Annotated in this window: 10 protein-coding genes; 5 read left to right on the top strand and 5 right to left on the bottom strand. The window is 66.0% G+C overall.

Going from position 1 to position 14,560, the window contains the following annotated elements:
* Positions 1–161 precede the first annotated feature (161 nt).
* The 3 genes from mfd to ACI2KK_RS08570 are packed head-to-tail and all read left to right on the top strand — an operon-like array spanning position 162 to position 7,494.
* Positions 162–3,611: a transcription-repair coupling factor gene (mfd, locus tag ACI2KK_RS08580; protein ID WP_404668605.1), complete on the top strand. Its 3,450-nt coding sequence runs from the start codon at positions 162–164 to the stop codon at positions 3,609–3,611.
* Between the two features lie 9 nt (positions 3,612–3,620).
* On the top strand, positions 3,621–4,181 hold the full coding sequence (locus ACI2KK_RS08575) for a CsiV family protein (protein ID WP_404668604.1): 561 nt from the start codon (positions 3,621–3,623) through the stop codon (positions 4,179–4,181).
* Position 4,182: 1 nt separating this feature from the next.
* Positions 4,183–7,494, top strand: a complete 3,312-nt coding sequence (locus tag ACI2KK_RS08570) for an SNF2-related protein (RefSeq protein WP_404668603.1) — start codon at positions 4,183–4,185, stop codon at positions 7,492–7,494.
* Between the two features lie 168 nt (positions 7,495–7,662).
* On the opposite strand, the gene nagZ is transcribed toward ACI2KK_RS08570, so the two are convergent.
* Positions 7,663–8,661: a beta-N-acetylhexosaminidase gene (gene nagZ / locus ACI2KK_RS08565; protein WP_404668699.1), complete on the bottom strand. Its 999-nt coding sequence runs from the start codon at positions 8,659–8,661 to the stop codon at positions 7,663–7,665.
* A gap of 186 nt (positions 8,662–8,847) precedes the next feature.
* Positions 8,848–9,552, bottom strand: a complete 705-nt coding sequence (locus ACI2KK_RS08560) for a TetR/AcrR family transcriptional regulator (protein ID WP_404668602.1) — start codon at positions 9,550–9,552, stop codon at positions 8,848–8,850.
* Positions 9,553–9,761: 209 nt separating this feature from the next.
* Between ACI2KK_RS08560 and lexA the strand changes: the two genes are divergently transcribed.
* Together lexA and sulA are read left to right on the top strand one after the other, a co-directional pair.
* Positions 9,762–10,370 carry a transcriptional repressor LexA gene (gene lexA, locus ACI2KK_RS08555; RefSeq protein WP_217842563.1) on the top strand — a complete coding sequence of 203 codons (609 nt, stop codon included), beginning with the start codon at positions 9,762–9,764 and terminating at the stop codon, positions 10,368–10,370.
* A 13-nt stretch (positions 10,371–10,383) separates the two neighbouring features.
* The gene (gene sulA, locus ACI2KK_RS08550; protein ID WP_404668601.1) at positions 10,384–10,860 is read left to right on the top strand and encodes an SOS-induced cell division inhibitor SulA; all 477 of its coding nucleotides are present in this window, start codon (positions 10,384–10,386) and stop codon (positions 10,858–10,860) included.
* Between the two features lie 50 nt (positions 10,861–10,910).
* Here the strand turns inward: sulA and ACI2KK_RS08545 are convergent, their stop codons facing one another.
* The 3 genes from ACI2KK_RS08545 to topA all read right to left on the bottom strand — a co-directional run bounded on the left by ACI2KK_RS08545 (position 10,911) and on the right by topA (position 14,510).
* The gene (locus ACI2KK_RS08545; RefSeq protein WP_186517230.1) at positions 10,911–11,144 is read right to left on the bottom strand and encodes a hypothetical protein; all 234 of its coding nucleotides are present in this window, start codon (positions 11,142–11,144) and stop codon (positions 10,911–10,913) included.
* A gap of 52 nt (positions 11,145–11,196) precedes the next feature.
* Complete coding sequence (locus ACI2KK_RS08540) at positions 11,197–11,712, bottom strand: DUF6586 family protein (protein ID WP_404668600.1); 516 nt, start codon at positions 11,710–11,712, stop codon at positions 11,197–11,199.
* Between the two features lie 188 nt (positions 11,713–11,900).
* Positions 11,901–14,510 (bottom strand): type I DNA topoisomerase, encoded by a 2,610-nt coding sequence (gene topA, locus ACI2KK_RS08535; RefSeq protein ID WP_217842560.1) that lies wholly within the window; start codon positions 14,508–14,510, stop codon positions 11,901–11,903.
* Positions 14,511–14,560: the final 50 nt, after the last annotated feature.

Here is a 14,560-nt window from a genome sequence, read left to right as displayed (position 1 = left end):
GAACAAAAAAGGGGCTACATTATGACGCCCCGCGGCGTATCGGGCAATGAGCGCCTGTCGCCGGCCACAACCCCCGTCATCAGGCCCTTTCAAGCCTGACAGCGCGCGCCGTCACCGGTACAATCGACCTCTTTGCCGCAACGCTTGGAGTCCAATCTCCCGTGTCAGTTCTGCGCCTACCGCAAATGTCGGCCACAGCCGGCAAACAAACCTGGGGCAACCTGCCAGGTGCCGCCCTGAGCCTGGCCATCGCCGAAGCCGCCAGCAGCGCCGGCCGCTTCACCCTGCTGTTGACCGCCGACAGCCAGGCGGCCGACCGCCTGGAGCAGGAGCTGCGCTTCTTTGCGCCCGAGCTTCCGGTGCTGCCCTTCCCCGACTGGGAAACCCTGCCCTACGACCTGTTCTCGCCGCACCAGGACATCATCTCGCAGCGCATCGCCAGCCTGTACCGGCTGCCGGAGCTCGACCACGGCATCCTCGTAGTGCCGGTGACCACCGCCCTGCACCGCCTAGCCCCCACGCGCTTCTTGCTGGGCAGCAGCCTGGTGCTGGACGTGGGCCAGAAGGTCGATGTGGAGCAGATGCGCACCCGCCTGGAAGCCAGCGGCTACCGCTGCGTCGACACGGTGTACGAACATGGCGAATTCGCCGTGCGCGGCGCACTGATCGACCTGTTCCCGATGGGCAGCAAGGCGCCTTATCGCATCGATTTGTTCGATGACGAGATCGAAACCCTGCGCACCTTCGACCCGGAGACCCAGCGTTCGATCGACAAGGTCGACTCGATCCGCCTGCTGCCGGCCCGCGAGTTCCCCATGCAGAAGGACGAGGTGACGCGTTTCAAGGCGCGTTTCCGCGAGCGCTTCGATGTGGATTTTCGCCGCAGTGCGATCTTCCAGGACCTCACCAGCGGCATCATCCCCGCCGGCATCGAGTACTACCTGCCGCTGTTCTTCGAAGAAACCGCCACCCTGTTCGACTACCTGCCGGCCAACACCCAGGTGTTCTCGCTGCCGGGTGTGGAGCAAGCCGCCGAGCACTTCTGGAACGACGTGCGCGGCCGCTATGAAGACCGCCGCGGCGACCTCAGCCGGCCGCTGCTGCCACCAGCCGAACTGTTCATGCCGGTGGAAGACTGCTTTGCCCGCCTCAAACAATGGCCGCGGGTGGTGGTCAGCGCCGAGGATATCGACGCCGGCGCCGGGCGCGAGCGCTTCCCGGCCCGCGCCCTGCCGAACCTGGCCATCGAGGCCAAGGCCAACCAGCCGCTGGCGGAGCTGTCGAACTTCCTCGACCAGTTCAGCGGCCGGGTGCTGTTCACCGCCGAGTCCGCAGGCCGCCGCGAAGTGCTGCTGGAGCTGCTCGAGCGCCTGAAACTGCGCCCCAAGACCGTGGAAAACTGGGCCGACTTCGTCACCGGCAACGAGCGCCTGGCCATCACCATCGCCCCGCTGGACGACGGCCTGCTGCTGGACGACCCGGCCCTGGCACTGGTGGCCGAGAGCCCGCTGTTCGGCCAGCGGGTGATGCAGCGCCGGCGCCGCGAAAAACGCGGTGAGGCCGCCAACGACGCGGTCATCAAGAACCTCACCGAGCTGCGCGAAGGCGCACCGGTGGTGCACATCGACCACGGTGTCGGCCGCTACCTGGGCCTGGCCACCCTGGAAATCGACGGCCAGGCCGCCGAGTTCCTCACCCTCGAATACGCCGAAAACGCCAAGCTGTACGTGCCGGTGGCCAACCTGCACCTGATCGCCCGCTACACCGGCAGCGACGACGCCCTGGCGCCGCTGCACCGGCTGGGTTCCGAAGCCTGGCAGAAAGCCAAGCGCAAGGCCGCCGAACAGGTGCGCGACGTGGCCGCCGAGCTGCTCGACATCTATGCCCGCCGCGCCGCGCGCAAAGGCTATGCCTTCGCCGACCCGGCCGCCGACTACGCCACCTTCAGCGCCGGCTTCCCGTTCGAGGAAACCCCCGACCAGCAGGCCGCCATCGAGGCAGTACGCGCCGACATGCTCGCCGGCCAGCCGATGGACCGCCTGGTGTGCGGCGACGTAGGCTTCGGCAAAACCGAAGTAGCCATGCGCGCGGCGTTCATCGCCGTACACAGCGGTCGCCAGGTGGCGGTGCTGGTGCCCACCACCCTGCTCGCCCAGCAGCACTACAACAGCTTCCGCGACCGCTTTGCCGAATGGCCGGTGAAGGTCGAGGTGATGAGCCGCTTCAAGTCCGCCAAGGAAGTTGCAGCCGCCGCGGCGGAGCTGGCCGAAGGCAAGATCGACATCCTAATCGGCACCCACAAGCTGCTGCAGGACGATGTGCGTTTCAAGGACCTGGGCCTGGCGATCATCGACGAAGAACACCGTTTCGGGGTACGTCAGAAAGAACAGCTCAAGGCCCTGCGCAGCGAGGTGGACATCCTCACCCTCACCGCAACGCCGATCCCGCGCACCCTGAACATGGCGGTGTCGGGCATGCGCGACCTGTCGATCATCGCCACGCCGCCGGCGCGGCGCCTGTCGGTACGCACCTTCGTCATGGAGCAGAACAAGAGCACGGTCAAGGAAGCCCTGCTGCGTGAACTGCTGCGCGGCGGCCAGGTGTACTACCTGCACAACGATGTGAAAACCATCGAAAAATGCGCCGCCGACCTGGCCGAACTGGTGCCCGAGGCGCGCATCGGCATCGGCCACGGGCAGATGCGCGAGCGCGAGCTCGAACAGGTGATGAGCGACTTCTACCACAAGCGCTTCAACGTGCTGATCGCCTCGACCATCATCGAGACCGGCATCGACGTGCCCAGCGCCAACACCATCGTGATCGAGCGCGCCGACAAGTTCGGCCTGGCCCAGTTGCACCAGCTGCGCGGCCGGGTCGGGCGCAGCCACCACCAGGCCTACGCCTACCTGCTCACGCCACCGCGCCAGCAAATCAGCAGCGACGCCGAAAAACGCCTTGAAGCCATCGCCAACACGCAAGACCTGGGCGCAGGCTTCGTGCTGGCCACCAACGACCTCGAGATCCGCGGTGCCGGCGAACTGCTGGGCGAAGGCCAGAGCGGGCAGATCCAGGCCGTGGGCTTCACGCTTTACATGGAAATGCTCGAGCGCGCGGTCAAGGCCATCCGCAAGGGCACCCAGCCCAACCTCGAGCAACCGCTGGGCGGCGGCCCGGAGATCAACCTGCGCCTGCCGGCGCTGATCCCCGAGGACTACCTGCCCGACGTGCATGCGCGGCTGATCCTGTACAAGCGCATCGCCTCGGCCGCCGACGAAGAAGGCCTGAAAGACCTGCAGGTGGAGATGATCGACCGCTTCGGCCTGCTGCCCGAGCCGACCAAGAACCTGATGCGCCTGACCCTGCTCAAGCTGCAGGCCGAGAAGCTCGGCATCAAGAAGGTCGACGCCGGCCCCAACGGCGGCAAGCTGGAGTTCGAAGCCGAAACGCCAGTCGACCCGTTGACCCTGATCAAGCTGATCCAGGGCCAACCGAAACGCTACAAGTTCGAAGGCGCGACGCAGTTCCGCTTCCTGGTGCCGATGGAACGCCCCGAAGAACGCTTCAATACCTTGGAGGCGCTGTTCGAGCGCCTCGCCCCACAGACCACTTAAGGAAGCTCCATGCGCGCCATCCGTTGCCTGACCCTGCTGCTGTCGCTGATTGCGCCGGCTGCCTTCGCCGCAGGCCCGTATCAGGTGGAAATGCTCCTGGTGCGGCAGAACGCCGTGCCGGCCTTCACCAGCCCGTTCGCCCCGGAAAACTGGAGCGCCGGCGCCCCGCGCCTGGACCAGGCCGCCGAGCGCCCGCCCATGCTGGCCGACGAAGCCACCCGCCTGCAGGCCACCGCCGACTACACCGTGCTGCTGCACAAGGCCTGGCAGCAACAGGGCGAGAGCGTCGCCATCCATGCCGGCGACGAGCAGTTCGGCCACTTCCCCATCGAAGGCAATCTGAGCATCAAGGAGAGCCGCTTCATTGCCGTTGACGCCAACCTCTGGGTCAACCAGCTCGACAGCAACGGCAGCGTGGTGCGCAGCGAGCAGTTCAAGCAGAGCAACAGCAACATGAAGGCCGGCCAGCTGACCTTCCTCGACGGCGGCCACCTGGCCGTGCTGATCAAGGTCAGCCCTGCCGGCATGCGCAAGATGCCGGTGATGGACCCGGAGATGATGGAGCAGTGATGTGAGCCAGGGCGAGCTGCGCAAGCTGCTGGGTGAGTACCCGGGCTGGACCCGCTCGTTCGCAGGCCCCGCACTGCAACGCGGCGAGCGCTATGCCAGCGAGGACCGCATCGAGCTCAACCGCTGCGACCTGAAGGGCATCGAAGCCCATTGCCGCGGCAGCCAGGGCCAGGTGTACCGCCAGCGCATCGAACTCACCGTGCAAGGCCGCCAGTGCCACGTCAATGGCCGCTGCAGCTGCCCGGTGGGCTACAACTGCAAGCACTGCGCAGCGGTGCTCTATCACCTGGCGGCCAGCGAAGCCGGCGGTGACGGCCTGGACGATGCCCTGCCAGCCAACCTGCAACGCTGGCTCAAGGGCCTGGAGCCGCCGCAGGCCACCGAGCAAAGCGACCAGGAAGAAAAACGCGGGCGCATGGTCTGCTACCAGTTGCGCCTGAGCGACGACGGCTGCGCCCTGCGCGTGCGCAAGGGCACCCGCGACGAAAACGGCATCCGCTACAGCCGGGTGCAGTCGCTGTACGAGTTTCTCTACGAGCCGCCGCGGTTCGTGCAGGAAGAGGACATCCGCATCCTGCGCCTGCTGGCAGCGCAAAACCTGCCCAGCGGCGCCGAGCGCGGCTACCCGCTCAAAGGCCAGGAAGGCGGCGAATTGCTGCAGCGCGCGCTGGATACCGGCCGCATGCTCTACGACGAAAGCCTGCCGCTGCTGCTGCAAGGCCCCACGCGCCAGGCCGAATTCCGCTGGGTGCGCCAGGACAATGGCAACTATGTTGGTATCTGGTACCACGGCGATGAACCGCTGCGCTGCGTGCTGCCGCTGCTGCCGCTGTATTACTTCGACTACCTCACCCGCGAAATCGGCAAGGTCGGGCATAGCCTCGACCCGCATATCGCCCAGCAACTGACCCTGGCGCCCGATGTTCCTGAACACCCGGTCGTGCCCCTCAGCCACAAGCTCAATGCCTTGAACCATCAGCTCCCCACCCCGACCACCCTGGATGAACAGTTGCTCGACGACATCCAGCCGGTTGCCCACCTGACCCTGGGCAGCCTCGAATTCAGTGCCTACATGCCCAAGACCGGGCGCATGCAGCGGCAGATGCAGCACCGCGCCGCGCTGGCCTTCGACTACGACGGCCTGCGCGCCAGCGGCAGCGACGACAAGCCGCTGACCCGCCTGGCCGGCAACACCAGCCAGCGCATCCGCCGCCAGCCCCAGGCCGAACAGGCCCTGCGCAAGGCCCTGCGCGATTTCGGCTTCAAGCCCGCCACCCGGCAGAGCAAGGCCCTGCCCGACAGCGCCGGCGAAATGCTCCAGTTGCCCGACGACGAAGCCTGGCTGCGCTTTGCCCGCGAAGGCTTGGGGAGGCTGCGCGAAGCCGGCTGGGTGATCGACGTGCACCGCGACTTTGCCTTCAACCTGCACGAGGTGGACGACTGGTACGCCAGCATCGACGAGGCGCCGGGCCACGAATGGTTCGACCTGGAGCTGGGCATCGTGGTCGACGGCCAACGCCACAGCCTGCTGCCGATCGTGCTGCAGCTGCTGCGCGCCAGCCCCGAGCTGCTGCGCCCCAGCGAACTGGCCCGGCGCAGCGACGACGAACACCTGCTGCTGGACCTCAACCGCGCCCGCCACGACGCCCCAGCGCTGCGCGTCGCCCTGCCCTACGGCCGCATCAAGGCGGTGATGGGCACCCTGGGCGAGCTGTACCTGCACGAGGACGCAGTCGGCCCCAGCCTGCGCATGGAGCGCGCCGACGCCGCGCGCCTGAACGACATCGAAGGCCTGCCGCTGCTGTGGGAAGGCGGCGCCCAGGTACGCGACCTGGGCCGGCGCCTGCGCGATGCCCGCGACCTGCAGGTGGAGCCGCCCAAGGGCCTGAATGCCACCCTGCGCCCCTACCAGCAGCAAGGCCTCAACTGGCTGCAGGCGCTGCGCGCGATGGGCACCGGCGGCATCCTCGGTGACGACATGGGCCTGGGCAAGACCCTGCAGACCCTCGCCCACCTGCTGCTGGAAAAAGAAGCCGGGCGCCTGAACAGCCCGGCCCTGGCGGTGATGCCCACCAGCCTTGTGCCCAACTGGCTCGACGAGGCCCAGCGCTTCGCCCCCGGTCTGCGCGTACTGGCCCTGCATGGCCCGGGCCGCAACAAGCACTTCGCCACGCTGGCCGACTACGACCTGGTACTGACCACCTACGCCCTGGTGCCGCGCGACCTCGAACACCTCAAGGCCCAGCCCTGGCACCTGCTGGTGCTGGACGAGGCGCAGAACATCAAGAGCGCCACCAGCAAGGCCGCCCACGCCGTGCGTGAGCTGCAGGCCAGCCAGCGCCTGTGCCTGACCGGCACGCCGATGGAAAACAACCTGGGCGAGCTGTGGTCGATCTTCCACTTCCTGATGCCCGGCTGGCTGGGCGACAGCAAGCGCTTCAGCCACGACTACCGCACCCCCATCGAGCGCCATGGCGACGCCGAGCGCATGGCCCACCTGGCCGGGCGCATCCGCCCGTTCCTGCTGCGCCGCACCAAGGAACAGGTGGCCACCGAGCTGCCGGCCAAGACCGAGATGGTCCACTGGGTCGAGCTGAGCGATGCCCAGCGCGACACCTACGAGGCCGTGCGGGTGGCGATGGACAAGAAGGTCCGCGACGAGATCGCCCGCAACGGCGCCTCGCGCAGCCAGATCGTCATCCTCGACGCGCTGCTCAAGCTGCGCCAGGTGTGCTGCGACCTGCGCCTGGTCAAGGGTGAAGAGGCCAAGGGCAGCTTCGCCGACAAGGGCAAGCTGGGCAGCCTGCTGGAGATGCTCGGCGAGTTGCTCAGCGAGGGGCGCAAGGTGCTGCTGTTCTCGCAGTTCACCTCGATGCTGGCGTTGATCGAGCAGGAGCTGGTCAAGCGCGGCATCCGCTACAGCCTGCTGACCGGCGACACCCGCGACCGCCGCGCGCCGGTGCAGCAGTTCCAGAACGGCGACAGCGAGGTGTTCCTGATCAGCCTCAAGGCCGGCGGCACCGGCCTGAACCTGACCGCCGCCGACACCGTGATCCACTACGACCCATGGTGGAACCCGGCCAGCGAGAACCAGGCCACCGACCGTGCCTACCGCATCGGGCAAGACAAGCCGGTGTTCGTGTTCAAGCTGATCACCCGGGGCACGGTGGAGGAGAAGATCCAGCTATTACAGCAGGAGAAGGCTGCATTGGCGGCCGGGCTGCTCGATGGCAAGCAGGCCGGGCAGTGGCGGCAGGGGGATGATGAGATCGAGGCGCTGTTTGCGCCGTTGCCGGGCAAGCGCGGGCGCTGATCGAGGCGTCCTGCTCCGGCCTCTTCGCGGGCAAGCCCGCTCCCACAGGGATCACTCAACCCTGTAGGAGCCGGCTTGCCGGCGATGAGGCCGGCACAGGCCTGCACCTACCGCCAAAACAGCACACCCCCTGTGGGAGCGGGCTTGCCCGCGAAGAGGCCAGCGGGGTCAATCGACCAACTGCGCGTCCTTCAACGCCCCCAGGGCCTCCAGCCAACGCGGCTGCTGGCGGTAATCGGTCCGCGCAAAGCCCTGCCCGCGCATCCGCGCGATGCGCGGCGACGGCGTGACCTTCATGCGCTGCGCCGCGCTCAGGGCCAGCTCCGCCGCCGCCCGGTCGTTGCACACCAGGCCCATGTCGCAGCCAGCGCTCAGCGCCGCCTCGATGCGACTGGCGGCATCGCCCACCACATGGGCGCCGGCCATGGACAGGTCGTCGCTGAAGATCACCCCGTCAAAGCCCAGCTCACCGCGCAGAATTTCCTGCAGCCAACGGCGCGAGAAGCCGGCCGGCTGGTTGTCCACCTGCGGGTAGATCACATGGGCCGGCATCACCGCCGCCAGTTGGCCGCTCAGACGAGTGAACGGCACAAGGTCCGCTGCACGCAGCTGCTCCAGGTTGCGCTCATCCACCGGGATGGCCACGTGCGAGTCGGCCTCGGCCCAGCCATGCCCGGGGAAGTGCTTGCCGCAGGCGGCCATGCCGGCAGCGTTCATGCCGCGAATGAACGCACCGGCCAGTTGCGTCGCGCGCTCGGGACTACCCTCGAAAGCACGGCTGCCCACCACCGCGCTGCGCTGGTGGTCCAGGTCCAGCACCGGGGCGAAGCTCAGGTCCAGGCCCACGGCCAGTACCTCGGTGGCCATCAGCCAACCGCACTGCTCGGCCAGGTATTCGGCGTTGGCGTTGTCGGCGATGGCGCGCATCGCCGGCAGGCGCACGAAGCCCTGGCGCAGGCGCTGCACGCGGCCACCTTCCTGGTCGACGGCGAGAATCAAGTCGGGGCGGATGGCGCGGATCGAGGCGCACAGCTCACGCACCTGGCGCGGGCTGTCGATGTTGCGGGCGAAGATGATCAGGCCGGCCACTTCAGGCTGGCGCAGCAGGTGGCGGTCTTCGGCGGTGAGCCAGTGGCCGGCGATATCCACCATCAGGGAGCCTTGCAGGCTGGCAGTCATAGAGAGTCCTTCATTGGATGTGCGGGCAGGCCCGGTGCGGCCGGATCGCTACGGCGCAGGCACAGCTCGCTGCGGGTGGAGCCCGGCGGGTGCTGGCCAGCGAAAGAAAGGTGCAGGGAATCGAGGTCGGGCATGGGGCGCTAGCTTAGCCGAAGCGCCCTGCCCCGCCCAGTGTCAGGCCTTGGCCGGCGCACCGGTTTTGCTGCGCGGGCGCAGTTGCGCTGCAGCCATGGCTTCATCGGTGACGCCGCTGTCGGCGCGCATGCCGGCAGCCAGGAACGGCACCATCAGGCGCATCACCTGCTCGATCGAGGTGTTGATGCCGAAGTCGGTCTCGGCAATGGCGCGCAGGGCCTTGATGCCGGACATGCTGAACGCCGCGGCGCCGAGCATGAAGTGCACGCGCCAGAACAGCTCCAGCGGCGGGATGCGCGGGGCGGCCTCGTTGACCAGCAGCATGTAGCGGCGGAACACCTTGCCGTACATGTCTTCGAGGTAGCGGCGCAGGTGGCCCTGGCTCTGGCTGAAGGCCAGGCCCAGCAGGCGCATGAAGATCGACAGGTCGTTGTTGCTGCGCGGCTGCACGGCCAGCGCCTGCTCCACCAGCATTTCCAGCAGCTCTTCAAGCGTTGCCTTTTGCTCGGGGCGGCCCTGGCGGCGCTCAAGCTCACGCTCCAGGCTTGCGCAGAACGGGCCGAGGAAGCGCGAGAACACTGCCTGGATCAGGGCCTTTTTCGAACCGAAGTGGTAGTTCACCGCCGCCAGGTTGACCCCGGCCTTGCTGGTGATCAGCCGCAACGAGGTTTCCGCGAACCCGCGCTCCGCGAACAGCTGCTCTGCCGCATCGAGGATGCGTTCTACGGTTTCCGATTGGGCCATGACTACTCCGCCTGACAAACAGTTGTTTGAAACATACGTTTCAGCCCTGCTTCTGTCAAGGCTCCATGACCGGGCGGTCGCCCATTTAACCACAGCCACAAGGCATTGAATGCGCAGGCTTTGCCGGGTTTGTGCGCGCGCGGTGCTTGCAGGCGGCCAGCTACTGTATATAATCCCAGTCACTGTATAAAAAGACAGAGCCCTCGCCCATGCTGAAACTGACGCCACGCCAAGCCGAGATTCTGGCTTTCATCAAACGCTGCCTCGAAGACAACGGCTTCCCGCCGACCCGCGCCGAAATCGCGCAGGAGCTCGGCTTCAAGTCGCCGAACGCCGCCGAGGAACACCTGAAGGCCCTCGCCCGCAAGGGCGCCATCGAGATGACCCCGGGCGCCTCCCGCGGTATCCGTATCCCGGGCCTTGAGGCCAAGGCCGAAGAGAACGGCCTGCCGATCATCGGCCGCGTGGCCGCCGGTGCACCGATCCTCGCCGAGCAGCACATCGAAGAGTCGTGCAACATCAACCCGGCGTTCTTCCACCCGCGTGCCGACTACCTGCTGCGGGTACACGGCATGAGCATGAAGGACATCGGCATTTTCGACGGCGACCTGCTCGCCGTGCACACCACCCGCGAGGCCCGCAACGGCCAGGTGGTGGTGGCCCGTATCGGCGACGAAGTGACCGTCAAGCGCTTCCAGCGCGAAGGCAACAAGGTCTGGCTGATCGCCGAAAACCCAGAATTCGCCCCCATCGAAGTCGACCTGAAGGAACAGGAGCTGGTGATCGAGGGCTTGAGCGTCGGCGTTCTGCGCCGCTGAACCAGGAGGCGTCATGCAGCCGTTCATCCAAGCTTCCCAGCCCACCCAGTTGCCGCTGTTCGAGGCCTTCCTCGCCCAGCCGGTACTGCCGGGGCTCAAAGCCAAAGAGGCACCCGGCAAGGCCACCCAGCCCGAGCTGTTCAGCGAACTGGCCCTGCGCGGCGCCCCAGGGCACTGCCATAGCTTGCTGGCGCCGATCCTGCGCGAACTCAGCGAAGAAGACGACAACCGCTGGCTGACGCTGATCGCCCCGCCCGGCAGCCTCACCCAAGCCTGGCTGCGTGACGCCGGCCTGAACCGTGAACGCATCCTGCTGCTGCAACCCGGCGGCAACCAGACTGCCCTGCAACTGGCTTGCGAAGCCCTGCGCCTGGGCCGCAGCCACACCGTGGTCAGCTGGCTGGGCAACGTCAACCACAGCACCCGCCAGCAACTGCTGCGGGCTGCCGCCACCGGAAACGCACAAAGCCTGAACATCCGCCTCGGCTGATGTTCAGGCTTTGCCTGTCAAAACTGCAATGTCTTGAGGGCTTGCCGCCCTCAGTGAAGGACTCGCGGCCCCTCGTCACGCTCGAAATCGCCTTCTACCAGGCGACCCGCCATCTGCACGCCCACGCTGAGCATCGCCTTGGCCACTTCGACATGCTGTCCTTGCAGAAACACCTTGGCGTCCTCGGAGAAATCCAGGGTCACCAGGGAACCTTCATCCTCGGCGCGGCGCAGCTCGATCCGGCCATCAGGCAACTCGACAATTTCTAGAAAGGACGTGGACATAAAGGGGCCTGCGTTTCACGAAAGGTCCGTAGTGTAACAGCCATCAGGGCTATCAGCACTCACTCAACGCGTCGCGGAATCGTCTCACCAAGCCTTTCAGGTTGTTGCGCCAGCTTTCCAGCTCCTCGCGCGACAGCGCCGGGTGCTCGGGCTCGTCAAGGTTGACCGCCTGGATCAATGGCTGGGTCACATCGGTTTTCGCGGTTTTTTTCGCGACCGGTGGTCGGAACAAATCGGCATAAGCGCCCAGCATCTGAGCCAGCCAGGTTTCCCGCTGGCGGACCAGCTCGAGCATCTCGGCCACTTCCGGGATGGCGATGCTGTTCAGCGCATCATCGGCGAGGGCCTGCTCGACCGTGGCCACCACCGGCAGGCGGTAGAAGCCACCGATCTCGTGACACAGGCCCAGCAGCGCACCGTACAGGTGAAACAGCGCCGACTCGCGCTCGGCCTGGACCAGGCCCTGGGCGTTCATCGCCTGGCTGTGCTCGGCCTTGGCCATGGACTCCAGCGCAAGGCCGGCGAAGAACAGTTTCTGGTTGGTGCGGGTGTAGAGTTCCTGGGCCATCTCGAGTGCCCTCCCTAAGGCTGCAAGGCGAATAGCTGCATCATAAATGATTGGGGCCGCTTTGCGCCCCTTCGCGGGTAAACCCGCTCCCACAGGAACAGCGCCAGCCTTGAGAGCTGCACCGTACCTGTGGGAGCGGGTTTACCCGCGAAGGGCCGCGCAGCGGCCCCAACCATGACGCTGAACGATCAGCGCTTGTCTTCAACCTTCCACTTGCCACCGTCGTAGAACGCCTTCCAGCCGGTCGGCTTGCCATCGACCTCGGACTGCACGTACTGCTCCTTGGTCTTGCGGCTATAGCGAATCACCGTCGGGCGGCCATCCGGGTCCTTCTGCGGGGCGTCGCAGAGGAAGTGGTACTTCGGGTCGATCTCATGCTTGTGCGGCACGATCTCGAGCACCAGAGGCGCGCGGGTTTCGCGGTTTTTCGGGAACTGGCTGGCAGCCAGGAACAGCCCCGAAGCGCCGTCACGCAGCACGTAGGTATCGTCGACCTTCTCGCACTTGAGCTCGGGCATGTCCACCTTGTCCATCTTCGGTGGCGCTGCCTCGCCGCTTTTGAGCAGCTTGCGGGTGTTCTTGCACGCAGGGTTGGTGCAACCGAAGAACTTGCCGAAGCGGCCGGTCTTGAGCTGCATCTCGCTGCCGCACTTGTCGCACTCAAGGCTCGGCCCTTCGTAGCCCTTGATGCGGTAGTTGCCCTCTTCGATCTCGTAACCGACGCAGTCCGGGTTGTTACCGCAGATGTGCAGCTTGCGCTTCTCGTCCAGCAGGTAGGCGTCCATGGCGGTGGCGCAGATCGGGCAGCGGTGCTTGCCGCGCAGTACCAGCGACTCGGACTCGCCCTCGTCATCGGCGGCGATTTCGTCGCCCGGCACCAGGTTCACAGTCGCCTTGCAACGCTCCTTCGGTGGCAGGCTGTAGCCCGAGCAACCGAGGAACACGCCGGTGGAGGCGGTGCGGATCATCATCGGCCGGCCACATTCCTTGCAGGCAATGTTGGTCGGGGTCGGCTGGTTGGCACGCATGCCGTTTTCGGCGGACTCGGCGGTCTGCAGCTTCTTGCTGAAGTCACCGTAGAACTCGTCGAGCACGTTCTTCCAGTCGCGTTCGCCCTGGGCCACGTCGTCGAGGTTTTCTTCCATGCCGGCGGTGAAGCCGTAGTCCATCAGGTTGGCGAAGCTCTCCGACAGGCGCTCGGTGACGATGTCGCCCATTTTTTCGGAGTAGAAGCGGCGGTTGTGCAAGGTCACATAACCGCGGTCCTGAATGGTGGAAATGATCGCCGCGTAGGTGGACGGGCGGCCGATGCCGCGCTTTTCCATCTCCTTGACCAGGCTCGCTTCGGTGAAGCGCGCCGGTGGCTTGGTGAAGTGCTGACTCGGGTCGAGCTGGATCAGCTTGAGCACCTCGCCCTGGGCCATTTCTGGCAGCACGTCGTCTTCGCCGGGCTTGCTCTGCTGTGGCAGCACACGGGTGTAACCGTCGAACTTGAGGATGCGGCCCTTGGCGCGCAGCTCGTAGTCGCCCGCCACTACGGTGACGCTGGTGGACAGGTATTGCGCCGGCGGCATCTGGCAGGCCAGGAACTGGCGCCAGATCAGCTCGTACAGGCGCTCGGCATCACGTTCCATGCCGCTGAGCTTGGTCGGGTGGGTGTTGACGTCGGACGGGCGAATCGCTTCGTGCGCCTCCTGGGCGCCTTCCTTGCTGCCGTACACGATCGGTGCGGCCGGCAGGTACTGCTTGCCGAACTCCTTCTCGATGTAGCTGCGCGCCATTTCCACGGCGTCCTGCGACAGGTTGGTCGAGTCGGTACGCATGTAGGTGATGTAGCCGGCTTCGTACAGACGCTGGGCCATCATCATGGTCTTCTTCACCCCGAAGCCCAGGCGGTTGCTTGCGGCCTGCTGCAGGGTGGAGGTGATGAAGGGTGCCGACGGCTTGCTGCTGGTCGGGCGGTCTTCACGCTTGCTGATGGTGTAGCTGGAGGACTTGAGCTTCTCCAGCGCAGCCATGGCCTGGGCCTGGTTCAGCGGCTTGAAGGCCTCGCCGTTTTCGCGCGCCACTTCAAAACGCACCTTGGCGTTCTTGGCGGTGCCCAGGTCGGCGTGGACTTCCCAGTATTCCTCGGGGTTGAAGGCGCGGATTTCACGCTCGCGCTCCACCACCAGCTTGACCGCCACCGACTGCACGCGGCCGGCAGACAGGCCACGGGCGATCTTGGCCCACAGCAGCGGCGAAACCATGTAACCCACCACGCGGTCAAGGAAGCGACGCGCCTGCTGGGCATTGACCCGGTCGATATCTAGCTCGCCAGGCTGCGAGAACGCTTCCTGGATGGCTTTTTTGGTGATTTCGTTGAACACCACGCGCTTGTAGCGGCTGTCGTCACCCCCGATGGCTTCGCGCAGGTGCCAGGCAATGGCTTCCCCCTCGCGATCCAAGTCGGTTGCGAGATAGATGGTGTCGGCATCCTTGGCCAGGCGGCGCAGCTCGTCGATCACCTTCTCCTTGCCGGGAAGGATCTCGTACTTGGCTTTCCAGCCGGCTTCGGGGTCGACGCCCATGCGTGCCACCAGCGTGCGGCGAGCCTTCTCCTTCGGCGACAGCGCCGGAGCCTCGGCCGCAGCCTTGCTGCGCTTGGCCGCCGGTTCCTTGCTCGCGCTGGCAGAACCGCTGGTGGGGAGGTCACGGATGTGGCCGATACTCGACTTCACCACGTACTGGCTGCCCAGGTACTTGTTGATGGTCTTGGCCTTGGCCGGGGATTCCACAATGACCAGCGATTTGCCCATGGATCGGAGTATTCCTGAATCTGAAGATGAAAAACGCGTCAGGTGCCAGA

The sequence above is a fragment of the Pseudomonas sp. NPDC089406 genome, from assembly GCF_044900265.1.
GTDB classification, from domain to species: Bacteria; Pseudomonadota; Gammaproteobacteria; order Pseudomonadales; family Pseudomonadaceae; genus Aquipseudomonas; species Aquipseudomonas fakonensis.
This window is presented reverse-complemented; position numbering and strand designations above follow the sequence as displayed.